The organism is Virgibacillus phasianinus, from assembly GCF_002216775.1.
Classification (GTDB): domain Bacteria; phylum Bacillota; class Bacilli; order Bacillales; family Amphibacillaceae; genus Virgibacillus_F; species Virgibacillus_F phasianinus.
In genome coordinates this window covers 2,024,896-2,040,543 of the sequence record NZ_CP022315.1, presented here as the reverse complement: position 1 = coordinate 2,040,543, position 15,648 = coordinate 2,024,896, and the positions used below count along the sequence as shown (strand labels likewise).

Below are 15,648 nucleotides of genomic sequence, written 5' to 3'. Positions count from 1 at the left end.
CCCTTTAGTTATTTAACCAAACTAATTCCACATGATGGTTCTTTAATTGCAGCCTCACGCTCTTTCCATGTCATTGGCTCGTCACTTGGAATCTCAATCATGTCAATTGCGCCATCTACCGGACAAACAATCGAACATAAATTACAACCAACGCAGTCATCTTCGTTAACCTGTAAGTACTTTGTCCCATCTTTTGCCTTTAGCATATCGATACATTGATGTGCTGTGTCTTCGCAAGCAATATGACATTTATTGCAGTTAATACATGTGTCAGTATTAATACGGGCTACGGATTTATAATTGAGGTCAAGGTCACCCCAGTCGGAATACTTCGGAACTGATTTCCCAACAAGGTCACCGACAGATGCTAGCCCCTTGTCGTCCAGGTAATTGTTTAAGCCCTCAACCATATCTTCTACGATGCTAAAGCCATGGTGCATAGCTGCTGTACAAACTTGCAAACCGCCTGCACCCATTAACATGAATTCCACAGCATCCCGCCAGTCTGAGATGCCGCCAATTCCAGAAATAGGAACGTTGATTGTCGAATTGCGAGCACATTCGGCAACCATGTTTAGCGCGATGGGTTTTACAGCCGGTCCACAATAACCACCATGGGCACCTTTTCCCGCTACATGCGGGATGGTGTTCCAGGTATCAAGGTCGACACCTGCAAGACTATTGATTGTGTTAATCATGCTAATAGCATCCGCTCCACCTTGTACTGCTGCATATGCAGTTGCGGTAATATCAGTGATGTTCGGTGTTAACTTCACAATGACAGGTGATTCAGCTGCCTCCTTTGCCCACATCGTCTGTTTCTCAACGAGTTCAGGCACCTGTCCTGAAGCTGCTCCCATGCCACGCTCGGCCATCCCGTGCGGGCAACCAAAATTCAATTCAAATCCATCTACCCCCACCGCTTCTACCCTTTTTACAATCTCATGCCACTTTTCCTGTTCAGGTTCCACCATTAAAGAGGCAATGATTGGGTTGTTGGGAAATCTTTTTTTCGTTTCGTAAATCTCTTTTAAATTCACTTCAAGTGGACGGTCGGTAATTAATTCGGTGTTATTGAAGCCTGCGACCCGCTGTCCATTGAAATGGGTGCCTGCAAAACGGGAAGATATATTTAATATCGGTTCTCCAAGCGTTTTCCAAACCGCTCCTCCCCACCCTGCTTCAAATGCCCTTTGAACCTGATATCCTGAATTTGTTGGCGGTGCAGAAGCCAGCCAAAACGGATTTGGTGATTTTATCCCAGCAAAATTAATACTTAAGTCTGCCACAAAAATACCTCCCGTAAATTGATGATAATTCGTTAAGCATTTACAGTTTCACTTTCACCAATCAATTCTTTGTAAATCGAATAAGCGGTTAATTTCCCTTGTTCCGCCGCTTCGACGACCATCGCCTCTCCCTGACCATTACCGAAAACTACATCACCCGCTGAGAATACCTTTGGATTTGAAGTTTGATGTGTATCAGAATCGATATTCACAACACCTCGATCATGACTGAGATCAAATTCTTCAATCAAATCCACAAAACGTGATTGACCAATAGCCTTAATCACTGCATCCACCTCAATCGTAAACTCTGAATCCTTGATTGGGGATGGACGACGGCGACCGGAAACATCCGCTTCTCCAAGTTCCATGCGGATACACTCTAGCGCCGTAACCTTTCCTTCACTATCTGTCAAAATCTTCGTCGGTTGCGTTAACCAGCTAAATGCAACACTCTCTTGCTTGGCAAACTCATATTCGAATTCATATGCCGTCATTTCAGCTTGTGTCCGCCGATACAGCATTTTTACATCACTTGCACCTAAGCGAACAGAACAAGTAGCGGCATCAATCGCTGTATTCCCTGCACCAATGATGGCAACTTTCTTTCCAATAAAATCCTCACGCATCGGTGGTGTCTTTGTCGTTTCAACAAAATTAATTGCGTCGTAAACGCCGTTCGCATCCTCGTCTTCTATACCAAGCATCGGGACTTTAGACAACCCAACTGCCAGCACAATTGCATCGTAAGCGTTTTCAATTTCATTTACAGAAATATCTCTTCCAATCATTGTATTCGTACGGATCTCAACACCCAGTTTTTCTACTTGCTCCACTTCCCATAATGACACTTCCTGTGGCAAACGGAACGAAACAATACCGTACGTATCAAGTCCACCGGCATGTTCTTTTGCTTCAAAAATAGTTACTTTAAATCCAAGACGGGCAAGTTCTCGGGCAGCAGATAAGCCAGCAGGCCCACCACCTACAATTGCAACTGTTTTTCCATTATCTTCACCAGCTTCAAACAATTGTTCATTATTTTTTATTGCCCAGTTTGTTGCGTGTCGCTGCAAATTCCCAATCATGATAGGTAAAGAGGCATCGTTTAACACGCAGGCACCTTCGCAAAGGTCTTCCGTTGGGCATACTCGTGAACAGCTTGCTCCCACTGGGTTTGCCTCCATAATGACTTTAGCTGATCCTTTCATATTTCCAGAGGCAATCTTTTTAATAAAAGATGGAATATTAATGTCTGTCGGACAGGCTGTAATACAAGGTGCATCGTAACAGTAAAGACATCGATTTGATTCATCCATAGCTTCCTTAGGTGATAAATCAGGTTCAATCTCATTGAAATTAAGCGATAAATCCTTCAGTGAAGTCGTTTTATCCCTAAATCGGTTCATATGCATAATGACGCCCTCCTCATTTTTACATGTGGCCTAGATTGTTTTATAGTCTGTATAAAATCAATAGCTGCGCTTTCCGCTTGTCGACATTTTCAAAGCAGTTTCAAGTAAAACATTAACCCCTTTTACACAATCTTCCCATTCAGTCAGTTCGTCTTCGGCATGGCTTTTTCCATTAATACTTGGAACAAAGACCATTGCAGAAGGGATATAGCTTGCTAAGAACTGTGCATCATGACCAGCCCCGCTAACCATTTTTTTATAGGAATATCCCAGTGACTTTGTGGATTCCTCTAGTAGATCAACCACCTCATTATTGAACCAAACAGTATCCCGTCCCCATAACTTTCTAACCTTAACATCACAGCCCTCTTTTGCAGATGACTGAGTAAGTTCCTGGATGATGTCCTCTACTTGGTTAATCGTATCCGGATTCTGGTGTCTTGCTTCAAGTGAAAAGACAACTTTATTCGGGATAACCGTGTGTACATTCGGATAAACATTCAATCTTCCCATTGTATACACTAAATTATTATCAAGGGCATTCAATTTCCTGCGGGCTTCTGCAATTAAATTATTTGTCCCGAAAAGAGCATCCTTCCTCATATTCATAGGTGTTGTTCCTGCATGGTCTGATTCACCAGTTACTTCTATTTCATAACAAACCATTCCTAGGACACATTCAACAACCCCAATAGAAGTAGATTCCCGCTCCAGAATTGGACCTTGTTCAATATGTAACTCCAAAAAAGCAGTGGCCTCTTCAAGACGATTCTTGTAGTCACCAGAGTATCCGATTGACTGCAGTGCATCCTTAAACACGACTCCCCCTGCATCCACTTTATTCATCATAGTGGATTTTTCAAACTTTCCAGAAAGAACGCCTGACGACATCATTGAGGGCTCAAATCTTGCACCTTCTTCATTTGTAATGTTTACAACTGTGACAGGAATTTGCGGTTTAATCTCGTTTTCAACTAATGTTCGAATTACCTCTAATCCAGCTAATACCCCCAAAACTCCATCGAATCTGCCGCCTTTCTTTACGGAGTCCAGGTGTGATCCTATAACGATTGGCGGCTTATCTTCAACACCTTCAAGCGTTGCATAAATATTCCCCATGTCATCGACCTTGACAGACAGACCTAATTCCTCACAGCAAGAACAAAAAAAGTCCCTCGCTAAGCCATCTTCTTCAGATAACGCTAGACGAGTTACTCCGTTGTTTTTGGTCCGTCCAAAATCAGCAAAACGTTCCATCGTATTCTTAAGTCTTTCGCCATTAATTAACAGCCCTTCTTTTTTCATCTAATACAACCTCCCTTATAGGTAGAAATCAAATATTAGGTGTAATCCAGTACCTAATTATTTAATTATTACACAAGCCTTCAGGTTTTTCCGCGGATTTTAAAGTCTCTTCCAAAAATTCAGTTAAATTTAATTATACTTGCATAATCCAATTGCAAAATGCAAATTGATATATATTTACTTTACAATAGGAAAAAAGTGATCACAATGTACAATATGTATAGCAATCTACCACTTCATTTAACATTTAGTCCATGCTGTGGACGGAGGGATCGGTTCTATTTTCAGCTAATGCGGTCAATGCGGACTGGGAAACGAGGGTATGAGATAGAAAAAAGCCCCCTACTGCTTATGGCAATATATTGATGTACATTGGCACTAACAGCTTCCTATTCAAAGGGCTTTTCTTAAATTTACATTTCTTTATTAACCAATATCTTCAAAACACCGTTCGACACAATCTCGTTCGTTTGTTTCACTACCTTTTGGTTTATTGTTACAACACCCGTGCCGTTTTCCTTGTCGAGCAAATCGGTAACTTCAAGTTCAACATGAATTGTGTCATGAATAAATGTTGGTTTAGTGAAGCGCAGGTGCTCAATGCCATAAAAAGCAGCGACTACCCCTGGTTCCATAATCTGCAGCCCCATCGCAACGGACAAAACAAGCATTCCATGCGCAATCCGTTGCTGATACGGGGTATTCTTTTCGGCATACTCTTTATCCGTATGAAGTGGGTACCAGTCCCCACTGTACGCGGAGAACATGACAAGATCTGTTTCCGTAATCGTACGCCCTCTTGAAGTCCAGGTTTCCCCCACTTCATAGTAATCATATTTTTTATCAAGCACTGACTGTCAACCCCCTATTGTTTCAATTGGGACGCGGGGACAGGTTCCTTGTCCCGACCAGGGACAAGGAACCTGTCCCTCAGACCCACTTAAGCTGATTGTTTTTCTGTTTTCTTTTCGAAGATTTGGCTTGCTTCTGGTTTGGTGATCAGTGATATTCCGACAAAGGATACGGTTGAGATGATTAGGGCAATTGCACCGGTATCAAGGGCTGGGACGTATATTTCTTTCACTTTTAAAATGTATAGTCCGATACTGAATACGAATCCTAGTGCGGAAGACCAAATAGCGGCAATTCGAGTTGCCCGCTTCCAATATATTCCGATACTTAAAACTGGGACAAGTGAGGCAACGAAAATCCCCCATGAAGCATTCCCCAGCCAGCCAACCAAATCTGGTGGGTTAATGGACAGCAAAAAGGTTAGTACGATTACAGATAAGGTAATCCACCTTGATAAGGCAAGCTCCTTCTTTTGCGGTATTTTTTCACCTTTTTTGTAAATTTGCTGGTAAATATCCCTGACAATTGAAGAACTAGCGACTAATAAAAACGCCTCACTTGTCGACATGATTGCGGCCATAACAGCTGCGAAAATCAGTCCCGCCACAACAGGATGGAAAAAGTTTTCGATGAATAGTGGCGCAACAAGGTCGGGGGACGATGGTGCTGCCATTTCCCCGCGTTCAACCATCACCTTCGTATACAGTCCGACAAACCACAGCAATGCTGTAATGGCATAGGTTGATGCCGCAATCACACATGCCCACTTCAGCATCGATACCTTCTTGATCATGTAGAACTTCGATACCACGTGTGGCTGTCCTTGATGCCCGATCACGTAAATAAAAAAGTAGGAAATAAATGCAAAGATGCCAATTGGACCTGCAGTATGATAGGCGTTAACCATATCCGGGTTAATTGCAGAAACCTCTGCATTCAATTGGTTCATGCCCCCAACCATTTTCATGCCGCCAATAAATACGATTAACGAACCGACCACCATGACAATCATTTGAATCAGGTCGGTCCAAACGGCACTGATCATGCCACCTGCAACAACATAAACGGTTAAGATTGCTACCCCGATAAACAATGCTAATTCATAATTCACGCCAAGAACAGTTTGCAGCATATTTCCAAGCGCTTTATACTGCGCCATCTGGTACCCAATTGCGCCACCAAGAATAGCAAGTGCTGTAATGCCGCGGACAGCTTTACTGTTGTAGCGAACTTCCAAAATATCCGGGATAGTCATGGAACCAAACTTCTCGGCTATTTTACGCATTGGCTTGGCAAGGATTAAGAAGCTGACAAAAATACCCGCTGTTGCAAAAATACCAATCATAAAGACAGGGTAGCCGTTAGCGTAAACCAGCCCAGTCAGCCCGATGAAGCCGTAGCCTGACATTGTTGTCGATGATACAGCCAGAGCAACAAGCCACGGACCAAATCTGCGTCCGCCAGTGTAATACGTGTCCATGTCCTTTTGGTGCTTCATCGAGTACAATCCTATCCCCATAATCACAAGTAAATATAAGACACCGATTAGCAATATAATGTTATGCCCCTCCACTAACTATCCTCTCCCTCATGGTTCCTGAATGCGAATATCCCCCAAAGCCATGCAGCAATTATTGATGCTGGCCAAAATATAAAAAACATAAATGTCATTAACGGTGACAATCCAAACATATCAATACCCACCCCTATTGTTTAAAAGTTCTTGCCGCTGCTAACTGTTAAAATTAGGTTTCTGCTTCTCAATAAAAGCATTAATTCCTACTTTTACATTTTCAGTTTGAAAAACATGCCCAAAATTCTTCGCTTCCAATTGAAGTCCGTCAGCTAACGAAAGTTCATACCCATCGTCTATTGATTTTTTCGCGAACAAAAGAGCCTCCTTTGAAAAGCTAGAGATTTTTTCAGCTAGCTGCAGTGCTACGTTCATGGACTCCCCTTCACCTACGATCTTAGTCACAAGACCGGTAGCCATTGCCTCATCAGCCAATAAAAGCCTGCCAGTGAATATCAGTTCCTTCGCTTTCGCCTTTCCGACTAGCCTTGGAAGCCGTTGCGTTCCCCCTGCCCCGGGAAACAATCCTAGCGTAATTTCCGGAAGGCCGATCTGGATTTGTTCTTCTGCTATCCGCAGGTCACAGGACATGGCGAGCTCACAGCCCCCTCCCAATGCTGAACCATTTAATGCAGCAATCGTAGGAACTGCCAGCCTTTCTAATTTATTCAACGGATGCTGTAAACCAAGTGACTTTTCTTTTGCATAATCAACACCTTTACCAGTCCAATCTGGAAATTCCTTAATATTTCCGCCCGCTACAAACATCTTCTCTCCACCACCGGTCAGGATGACTACTGAAATTGACTCATCTGCTTCAATTTCCCCAATCACTTCTGCCAACTGAAGGATCACATCCCCACTCAGAACATTTACTGGTGGATTATCGATGACAATGGTAGCGATTTTCCTTTGTTTAAACCATGTTACGACCGGTTGTTTCTTCATGTCCAACACCACCCTTTTCGCCATACGTTTTTCTTAACAAAAACTTTTGCACTTTGCCGGATGGCGTTCTTGGCAATTCATCAACAAAGACAACCTTACGCGGCTTTTTATAACTTGCCAGCCGCTCCTTACAATAATCAATCACCTCTGATTCCGTTAGATTGACCCCCTCCTTTTTTACAATAATGGCGCAGACCGCCTCGATATATTTGGCGTCAGGAATGCCAATGATCGACGCATCAACAATCTTTTCCTGTCGCATTAACACATCCTCAATTTCTGCTGCGTAAATGTTCTCACCGCCGCTGCGAATCATATCTTTCTTGCGGCCGGCAATTGTCAAATAGCCATCTTCATCAAAGTTTCCAAGATCACCGGTATAGCACCAGCCATCAATAAAAGTCTCGGCTGTTGCTTCAGGTTTTTGCCAGTATTCACTGGAAACAACAGGGCCCTTAATTGCGATCTCACCTATCTCACCAACTGCAAGCGAATTTCCGGTTTCATCGACAATTTTTATATCGGTTAATGGCAACGGCTTGCCGACGGTATGTCCTTTACTAACAACATCGCTAGGATCCAGTGAAGCTGCAATCGGTGTACCCTCTGTTAATCCATAAACCTGGCTGATACCAATATGTGGATACCTTTGATACATTTTTTCGACCGCCCACGGCATTAACGAATCGCCACCTGTATAAATGTGTTTCAAATTTTTTAATTCCAAAGAATCAGCTGCTTCATTCAGCATTTCGTAAATCATAAATGGATACAGAAAACAATCACTTACCTTTTCATCCTCCATAACTGTTAACACTCGGTTGATATCGAATCCCTTGCTTTTTGTAATGATCACGGTTCCACCTGCCAGCAGAATCGGCAGGGCAATATCTTCCATCGCGCCAACATGGTAGAGTGGCCCTGCTGTCATACCAATTTCCTGTCCGGTAAAATTCCATTTCATCACCTGTATCGCGGAAAACCAATATGTATTTGCGTGGGTCCAAACTGCGCCCTTTGGCCTTCCAGTCGTGCCGGATGTATACATCAACATAACCGGATCATCCATTTTAATAGAATCCGTATCCAGTTCAGCTGCACTGCTGCAATTCAACACATCAAAGTCCAGCGCCCAGTCCGGACTCGGCTGGCCAGTATTTGCCAGACAAATATATTCCTGAACCGCAACTTCATCACGAAGCCCTTCCAGTCGGCTGGCAATACCCGAATGAAAGCATAGTACCTTTACTCCCGAATCGTTTAGAGCATATTGAAATTCATCACTCGACAGACGAAAATTCAACCTGACAGCAATCGCACCGAGCTTAGCTGCGGCAAAATACAGACCGAAATATTCCAGGCAGTTGTACAGCAGAATTCCCACGCGATCACCTTTTTCAACGCCCAGCTCTTTCAGCTTATTCGCATAGCTGTTTGAAAAATAATCCAGTTGCTCGTATGACCACGATGCCTCTTTTTCAAGCTGGAGTGCCACTTTTCTTTGATCCGATTGATTCCCGTGGTGCATAACTCCTCTTGTCATATAACCTAAATCCAAACGATTACCCCCTTCTTTGTAAGCGCATACATATTGAAAATCGGCTTGCATTTCCTTCCTTCTATTAATGCAAATAACGTGCCAACTATAAAAATCCATTATGGACAGCAATTCAACGCCTTATGAAATTGGGGTTTTCCAATATTCTGGAATGATCGTTAGACAGATAGCAATTACGCCGTGACAAGCATACCAATAAGAAAATTCCGAATTATTGGAATGGATTCCAACAATCCGGAATTTACGGCAAAAATCAACACGAAATATAATACTTTTTTATTTTGGCATAAAGGCTCGATTTGCCAATCCCTAAAACCTCAGCCACCTTCAATTTATCATAATGATGCTTCTTTAATTCCCGCTCGATAATACTTTTCTCTGTGTCATCCATTAATTCTTTTAACGGTTTATTCTCCGTATTGTCATGACTGGTTGTTAAATAACTTGGCAGGGAATGAATATCAATCGTATCACCTTCAGATAGATGAACAGCAACTTCAATAGCATTTTCCAACTCCCGAATGTTGCCTGGCCAATGATAGTGGTTAATCAGTGCCATTGCATCCTCATCAATCAAGTTAATTCGCTTACCCATTCGGGTAGTAATCTTTTTTAGAAAATGATACGCGAGAATACTTAAGTCCTCCCTGCGTTCCCGTAATGGCGGGAGTACAAGCTGTGCAGCATTGATCCGGTAAAATAAATCCTCGCGAAACTCGGAAAGCTCGATCATTTTTTCAATAGGCATGTTGGTAGCGGTTATAATGCGGACATCAACCTTCTCTGATTGCAGCGCACCGACCGGTTCAATTTCTTTCTCCTGCAGAACACGCAGCAATTTAACCTGCATGTAATCAGGCATGTCGCCAATTTCATCAAGAAAAATGGTCCCACCATCAGCGAACTTAAATTTGCCCATCTTCCCACCTTTTTTAGCGCCCGTGAAGGCGCCCTCCACATACCCAAAAAGTTCCGATTCCAGCAAATGTTCCGGGATTGAACCGCAATTAACCTTTACAAACTGTTTGCGGCTGCGCTCACTCAACTGATGAATACTGTGGGCAATCAATTCTTTCCCCGTACCGCTTTCGCCTCTGATTAAAACCGAAATATCGCCGCTGGCAAGCTTCAAAACCCTGTCCTTTAATTCGAGAATTTTAACCGATCTCCCGACTAAGTCCTGCAGCGAGTAGTTGACGCCATTCGTCTTATTCCATTCCTGTTGATAGAAATTCAATTCCGTAAGAAGATTTTTAATATGCACATTCATTTTCTTCCACTTCTCCAGGTCACTGAAAATAACCGTACCAATCGCACCTACCACTTCATTATTATCGAAAATTGGAATCCTGTTTGCTACCACATAACTACCCCTGACCAGCTGCAAATCAGAGATTTCGTCCTTTCCCGTCTTAGCAACAATATGCATCCTCGTGTTCTCAATAATCATTTCCACATGTGCACCAGTTGCATCGCTTTCCGTTACCCCGAGGAAGCGGCAATAATTAGCACTCATATATTCAATAATCCCATCACGATCCACAATCACAACCCCATCATAGACACTCTCAAAAAAACGCTTCACATTCCCCTCTTCAAAAAAACGCACCCCAGTTTCCACAACACCACCCCACTGTTAAACACACATACTATAAACCTATTTTAGCACAGGTGAGATGTGGGCGTGGGGTTGGGTGTGGGCCGTGGGGTTGGGTTGCGGCTGGGTCGCGGGGACAGGTTCCTTGTCCCACTGTGCGTCTCCCGGGTTTGCTGTATTGTGGCCTGAGTTCGCCAGGCTGTCACCGGTTCACTGCAATCTTGCCCGGGTTAGCAGCCTCTTCTCTCGAGTTCCCAGTGGGACAAGGGACCTGTCCCCAAGTCCCAAATTAAACAATCATAACCACAGGACCATAATTATATAGTAAAATAAGTACTATTAATCTATGAAATCAAGCGGAGGAATTTTGATGAGGGAAATTATATTAACTTTGGCAGGCATTATAAATAACATTCATGATACGTTAATCGATATGTTTGGTCTGCAAATGACGGACAAGGAACTCCACTTTTGGATTATAGGCATCATCGGGATTATCACTTTCTTCTTTGTATATGTCTGCTTCAAGATAATCGAAGCAATGAAATGGAGTATCACAATTCTATCATTCATCTATACATTCACCGTTATGGTCGTCCTGGTCTTTGCAATAGAATTGCAGCAGGCGGTAACCAATCGCGGCAATATGGAATTCGCCGATGCCGTGATGGGATTATGGGGGTTTCTCGTGTTCTTCATGATTTATTTCGTACTGGCCGTAATCATTTATATTATCGTTAAAATGGTCAAAAGAAAATAAGGGCGGGACGGAGGGACAGGTTCCTTGTCCCGCCCTGGGACGCGGAACCTGTCCCTCCGTCCCGCTAAACCAAAATCACCCACAAAATAAATGTCACGATTATGGACACAACGCCTTGAATCAGTGTTCCGGCTGTTTGGGCTTTATATGCTTGTGTCACTGACATACCGCTAAACTCTTTAACGACCCAGAAATAGCTATCATTCACGTGGGATACTACCATTGCCCCGGCTCCAATAGCCATAACCACTAATGCAAGCGGTACTGCTCCAGTTATGCCTAATTGCGGAAGCAGCGGCGCGACCAATGTAGAGGTAATGACTAACGCCGCTGTTGAGGATCCCTGTGCTGACTTTAAGGCTGCAGCGATTAAGAATGGAATAAACACAAACATTGCCCCTGTAAAAAACGCATTTTCACCAAATCCTTGGATAAAATCTGCGACAGGAGTAGCTTTAATAACGGAACCAAAGGCGCCACCTGCACCGGTAATCAGGAGAATTGGTGCTGATTCCTTAATAGCGATTCCAACCCACTCTGTCATTGTTTTTTCGTTATACTCCGGCAACAGTAAGAACGCGAATAGGACCCCAATTAATAGTGCAACTACTGGCGATCCAAGAAATAATAATATGTCAAAAATCGTACCGGTCCATCCTGCAAAGGAAATAACAGAACTAAACGCGATTAATAGAATCGGAATAACAATCGGTGCAAATGATTTAACCGTTGATGGCATTTCACCGAATTCTTTTAAAATAGTATCATAATCATATGCCAGTTCTTCATCATCTTCACCCTCGACCTTGATTTTCGTCCCTACCTTCATTGCCCATAAATAACCCGCAATTATTGCCGGAATGGATACAATAATACCCATTAAAATAATCGTGCCAAGATAATCTTCCGCGCCAATATTGCCAGCGGCTGCGATCGGCCCGGGTGTTGGCGGGACAAGTGTGTGGGTAGCAAACAAACCGGTTGCTAACGCAATTGCCATTGAAGCAATCGCTACTTTTGCCCGTTTTGCAAGTGCTTTTTGTAAGGAAGACAAAATGATATAGCCCGAGTCACAGAATACCGGAATACTTACGATAGCGCCGATGAGGCTCATTGCCATTTGCGGCCGCTTTTCCCCGACAATCCGCAAAACAACCTCGGCCATACGTAATGCCGCACCTGACTTTTCCAAAATCACTCCAATAATTGTACCGAAAACAATAACCAGACCAATACTGCCCATCAATCCGCCAAAACCATTATTAACAGCTTCAATAACGGTTGAAAGGGGAAGACCAGCTAAAATACCAATGCCAAATGCTGCAATTAATAGCGATAGAAACGGATGCAGCTTTAATTTCGCGGTAGCAAAAACAATAAACAGCACACTAACAACAATTAATACTATAAGACCAAAACCATCCATATTTTCACCCCTTATTTAGTAAAGTTGTTCCCTGCAAACAACTCCGTCTAACTACATAATATTAAGGATTGTATCAATGTATTCGCATGGGTCACGGAGACAGGTCTCGCGTCCCGCCATTGCAGTCATTTAGTCTGATCAATCCGATTGATGTAAATGCTCATCACACCCATCGGTCATTCAATTAATCTACCTTGTAATTCACCAAAACATATACTATATTAGATTAATATTATTTTTTAGAATATTTCAATGAGTCAAAGAAAGGAGTTTCATCATGATTACACTAATTAAGAACGGTGAAATCTATACACCAGACTACATAGGGAGCCAAAGCATCCTGCTAATCAATGACAAAATAGCTAAAATAGGAGAAATTAATGAAGCTGATCTCGCAAATCTACCCTTAGATGTAGAAGTGATTGATGCCAGTGGGTTAATTGTTGCACCCGGCATAATCGATCCTCATGTGCATTTAATCGGAGGCGGTGGAGAAGGTGGATTTGCAACCAGAACACCCGAACTTCAATTAAGTGGCGTAATAAGCTCGGGGATTACCACTGTTGTTGGTTGTCTCGGAACTGACGGCACAACAAGACACATGACCTCCTTGCTAGCAAAAGCACGAGGGCTTGAGGAAGAGGGTATAACAACTTACATTTATACTGGCAATTATCACATACCCACTCCTACCATAACGTCATCAGTGAAAGATGACATTATTCTTATTGATAAGATTATCGGGGCTGGGGAAATTGCAATTTCAGATTCACGATCGGCTCAACCCGCTATTCAGGAAGTTGCAAAGTTAGTTGCGGAGGCAAGAATTGGGGGCTTATTGAGCAAAAAGGCAGGCGTCACTCATTTTCATGTCGGGATCGGTAAAGAGCGTTTGAAATTTTTACATACCCTTTTGGAAGATTATGAGATTCCACCCGCTAACATTTATGCGACGCATATTACCAGAAGCAGGGAACTTGTCAATGACGCGATAGCATTGGCTAATAAGGGAGCTTTTGTAGATATTACGGCCGACAAAGATTCAGGAAAGTGGATCCAATATTATAAGGAAAATAATGGGGATATAGAACAGCTTAGCTTATCGTCGGATGGGAATGGCAGTTTACCTAAATTCAATGCAAAAGGAGAATTAATCGGATTTGGGGTGGCTTCCCAACAGACCTTATACAACCAAATCACTTCTGCCATTAAGGATTATCAATTACCAATATCAGAAGTACTTTCGTTTGTGACCCGGAACACGGCTAGGGCACTTCGGTTAGAAAAAAAGGGGTCCTTAAAAGAAGGCTTCGATGCCGATATTTTAATGATGGACAAAACTACATTTGAACTTGAACATGTCCTTGCAAAAGGACAGCATATGCTTAAAGAAAAAAGAATTCTGGTAACAGGAACGTTTGAATAACCTTAGAAAGGATGAACAGAATGAAAAGAAAACCAACCTTACTTGAAGCTTTTATACCAATTATCATGATGTTATTCCTTTTAGCAATTGGCTACGGGGTGTACGGGTTTAGTCCGGAACCTCTATTAATACTTGCATCCATCTTTGCCGGATTTATCGCGCTGCGTGTCGGTGTTGGCTGGGATGAAATGATGCTCGGCATTCGTGAAAAACTTGATATGGCAATGCCTGCGATACTAGTATTAATCTCGATAGGTATTTTGATCGGAACCTGGATGATTTCTGGAACGATTCCAATGATGATTTATTATGGATTGGAATTGATTAATCCAAGGTTCATCGTTCTTATTGCATTCGTAGTTACGGCCATCATCTCCATTGTGACCGGTACATCCTGGGGATCAGCCGGCACTGTCGGAGTTGCGCTAATGGGGATCGCCATCGGCTTAGGTGCATCATTACCTGCAACAGCGGGCGCAATTGTTGCTGGATCGTATTTCGGTGATAAACTTTCACCATTATCAGATACAACAAACCTTGCTCCCATTGCTGCCGGAAGTGAATTATATGAACATATAAAACATATGCTTTATACAACAATTCCAGCTGCAGTTATATCCATGATTGTTTATACATTTGTTGGATTTAACTTGTCGGATAATGGGGTTTCGACTCCGGAAGAAACAAGCGCCATGCTGCAAACCTTAGGCGAGATGTTTGATTGGAATCTTTTATTATTATTACCGCCAATTGTGGTTCTTTACGGCTCAATCACAAAAAAACCTACACTCCCTACTATTATTTTTTCATCGATTCTTGCCGGGATCATCGCAAATTTATATCAGGGATTTTCGTTAACAGATATCTTTGCTTCCGTTGTTACCGGATTTGACGTTTCCATGGTTAACAAGCCTGGCTTCGATTCCGAGGGAGTAATTTTTGAAGTAACAAGATTGGTAAATCAAGGCGGAATGCAGTCTATGACAAGTGTTATTTTGATTGCTTTTAGTGCATTTGCCTTTGCCGGTATTATTACAAAGGCAGGTGCCCTGGATGTCATAATGGACGCTTTATTGAAGGTCGTAAAAAAGACTGGGGATCTTATTTTATCAACGGTTGCCTCATGTATAACAATGGCACTTGTAACAGGTAACTCTTACCTTTCCATTATTGTTCCAGGTGAGCTGTTTAAAGAAACATATAAAAAGAAAAATTTGCAGGCAAAAAATTTATCAAGAACATTGGAAGACTCTGGTACAGTAGTAGTTCCGCTAATTCCCTGGTCGTCAGCAGGTGTATACATGGCCGGAGTACTAGGTGTACCTACTTTGAGTTATGCCCCGTGGGCTATCCTGTGCTACACAGGATTTATAATCGCCATTATTTTGGGCTATACAGGAATTGGAATTAAGAAAATTAGCGAGGAGTCACGGAAAGAAAAGGCTAGTTAGGAACCTGTCCCTATGTCCCACCTCAAAGCCAGAACCAGAAACACTCCA

The 15,648-nt window shown here is 42.7% G+C and carries 12 protein-coding genes; 3 read left to right on the top strand and 9 right to left on the bottom strand.

Going from position 1 to position 15,648, the window contains the following annotated elements; all coding sequences use genetic code 11:
* Nucleotides 1-8: 8 nt before the first annotated feature.
* The 8 genes from preA to CFK37_RS09855 all read right to left on the bottom strand — a co-directional run bounded on the left by preA (nucleotide 9) and on the right by CFK37_RS09855 (nucleotide 10,525).
* Complete coding sequence (preA, locus tag CFK37_RS09890) at nucleotides 9-1,289, bottom strand: NAD-dependent dihydropyrimidine dehydrogenase subunit PreA (RefSeq protein WP_089061701.1); 1,281 nt, start codon at nucleotides 1,287-1,289, stop codon at nucleotides 9-11.
* Between the two features lie 32 nt (nucleotides 1,290-1,321).
* Nucleotides 1,322-2,698, bottom strand: a complete 1,377-nt coding sequence (locus tag CFK37_RS09885) for an NAD(P)-dependent oxidoreductase (protein ID WP_089063611.1) — start codon at nucleotides 2,696-2,698, stop codon at nucleotides 1,322-1,324.
* Nucleotides 2,699-2,761: 63 nt separating this feature from the next.
* On the bottom strand, nucleotides 2,762-4,009 hold the full coding sequence (locus CFK37_RS09880; RefSeq protein ID WP_089061700.1) for a Zn-dependent hydrolase: 1,248 nt from the start codon (nucleotides 4,007-4,009) through the stop codon (nucleotides 2,762-2,764).
* Between the two features lie 413 nt (nucleotides 4,010-4,422).
* A complete protein-coding gene (locus CFK37_RS09875; RefSeq protein ID WP_089061699.1) occupies nucleotides 4,423-4,860 on the bottom strand; it encodes a MaoC/PaaZ C-terminal domain-containing protein in 438 nt (145 codons plus the stop codon).
* An 89-nt stretch (nucleotides 4,861-4,949) separates the two neighbouring features.
* Nucleotides 4,950-6,434 (bottom strand): sodium/proline symporter, encoded by a 1,485-nt coding sequence (locus tag CFK37_RS09870; protein WP_245837358.1) that lies wholly within the window; start codon nucleotides 6,432-6,434, stop codon nucleotides 4,950-4,952.
* Nucleotides 6,435-6,593: 159 nt separating this feature from the next.
* Nucleotides 6,594-7,382 carry an enoyl-CoA hydratase/isomerase family protein gene (locus tag CFK37_RS09865; protein ID WP_089061698.1) on the bottom strand — a complete coding sequence of 263 codons (789 nt, stop codon included), beginning with the start codon at nucleotides 7,380-7,382 and terminating at the stop codon, nucleotides 6,594-6,596.
* The gene (locus CFK37_RS09860) at nucleotides 7,351-8,940 is read right to left on the bottom strand and encodes an AMP-binding protein (RefSeq protein WP_245837357.1); all 1,590 of its coding nucleotides are present in this window, start codon (nucleotides 8,938-8,940) and stop codon (nucleotides 7,351-7,353) included. The genes CFK37_RS09865 and CFK37_RS09860 overlap by 32 nt, the downstream gene beginning before the upstream one ends.
* A 253-nt stretch (nucleotides 8,941-9,193) precedes the next feature.
* The gene (locus tag CFK37_RS09855; RefSeq protein WP_245837356.1) at nucleotides 9,194-10,525 is read right to left on the bottom strand and encodes a sigma-54 interaction domain-containing protein; all 1,332 of its coding nucleotides are present in this window, start codon (nucleotides 10,523-10,525) and stop codon (nucleotides 9,194-9,196) included.
* A 382-nt stretch (nucleotides 10,526-10,907) separates the two neighbouring features.
* On the opposite strand from CFK37_RS09855, the gene CFK37_RS09850 reads away from it, so the two are divergent.
* Nucleotides 10,908-11,297, top strand: a complete 390-nt coding sequence (locus tag CFK37_RS09850; protein WP_089061697.1) for a hypothetical protein — start codon at nucleotides 10,908-10,910, stop codon at nucleotides 11,295-11,297.
* Nucleotides 11,298-11,361: 64 nt separating this feature from the next.
* Here CFK37_RS09850 and CFK37_RS09845 read toward each other — a convergent pair whose 3' ends face one another.
* A complete protein-coding gene (locus CFK37_RS09845; protein ID WP_089061696.1) occupies nucleotides 11,362-12,723 on the bottom strand; it encodes a GntP family permease in 1,362 nt (453 codons plus the stop codon).
* Between the two features lie 277 nt (nucleotides 12,724-13,000).
* Here CFK37_RS09845 and iadA point away from each other — a divergent pair, with 277 nt between their 5' ends.
* Nucleotides 13,001-14,149, top strand: a complete 1,149-nt coding sequence (gene iadA, locus CFK37_RS09840; RefSeq protein ID WP_089061695.1) for a beta-aspartyl-peptidase — start codon at nucleotides 13,001-13,003, stop codon at nucleotides 14,147-14,149.
* A gap of 20 nt (nucleotides 14,150-14,169) precedes the next feature.
* Nucleotides 14,170-15,600, top strand: coding sequence for a Na+/H+ antiporter NhaC (gene nhaC / locus CFK37_RS09835; protein WP_089061694.1), 1,431 nt, complete (start codon nucleotides 14,170-14,172; stop codon nucleotides 15,598-15,600).
* Nucleotides 15,601-15,648 lie beyond the last annotated feature (48 nt).

Coding starts and splice junctions, on each gene's coding strand:
- CFK37_RS09865 (WP_089061698.1), bottom strand. CDS start 7,382: ATGAAGAAACAACCGGTCGTAACATGGTTTAAACAAAGGAAAATCGCT.
- nhaC (WP_089061694.1), top strand. CDS start 14,170: ATGAAAAGAAAACCAACCTTACTTGAAGCTTTTATACCAATTATCATG.
- CFK37_RS09885 (WP_089063611.1), bottom strand. CDS start 2,698: ATGAACCGATTTAGGGATAAAACGACTTCACTGAAGGATTTATCGCTT.
- CFK37_RS09850 (WP_089061697.1), top strand. CDS start 10,908: ATGAGGGAAATTATATTAACTTTGGCAGGCATTATAAATAACATTCAT.
- iadA (WP_089061695.1), top strand. CDS start 13,001: ATGATTACACTAATTAAGAACGGTGAAATCTATACACCAGACTACATA.
- CFK37_RS09845 (WP_089061696.1), bottom strand. CDS start 12,723: ATGGATGGTTTTGGTCTTATAGTATTAATTGTTGTTAGTGTGCTGTTT.
- CFK37_RS09880 (WP_089061700.1), bottom strand. CDS start 4,009: ATGAAAAAAGAAGGGCTGTTAATTAATGGCGAAAGACTTAAGAATACG.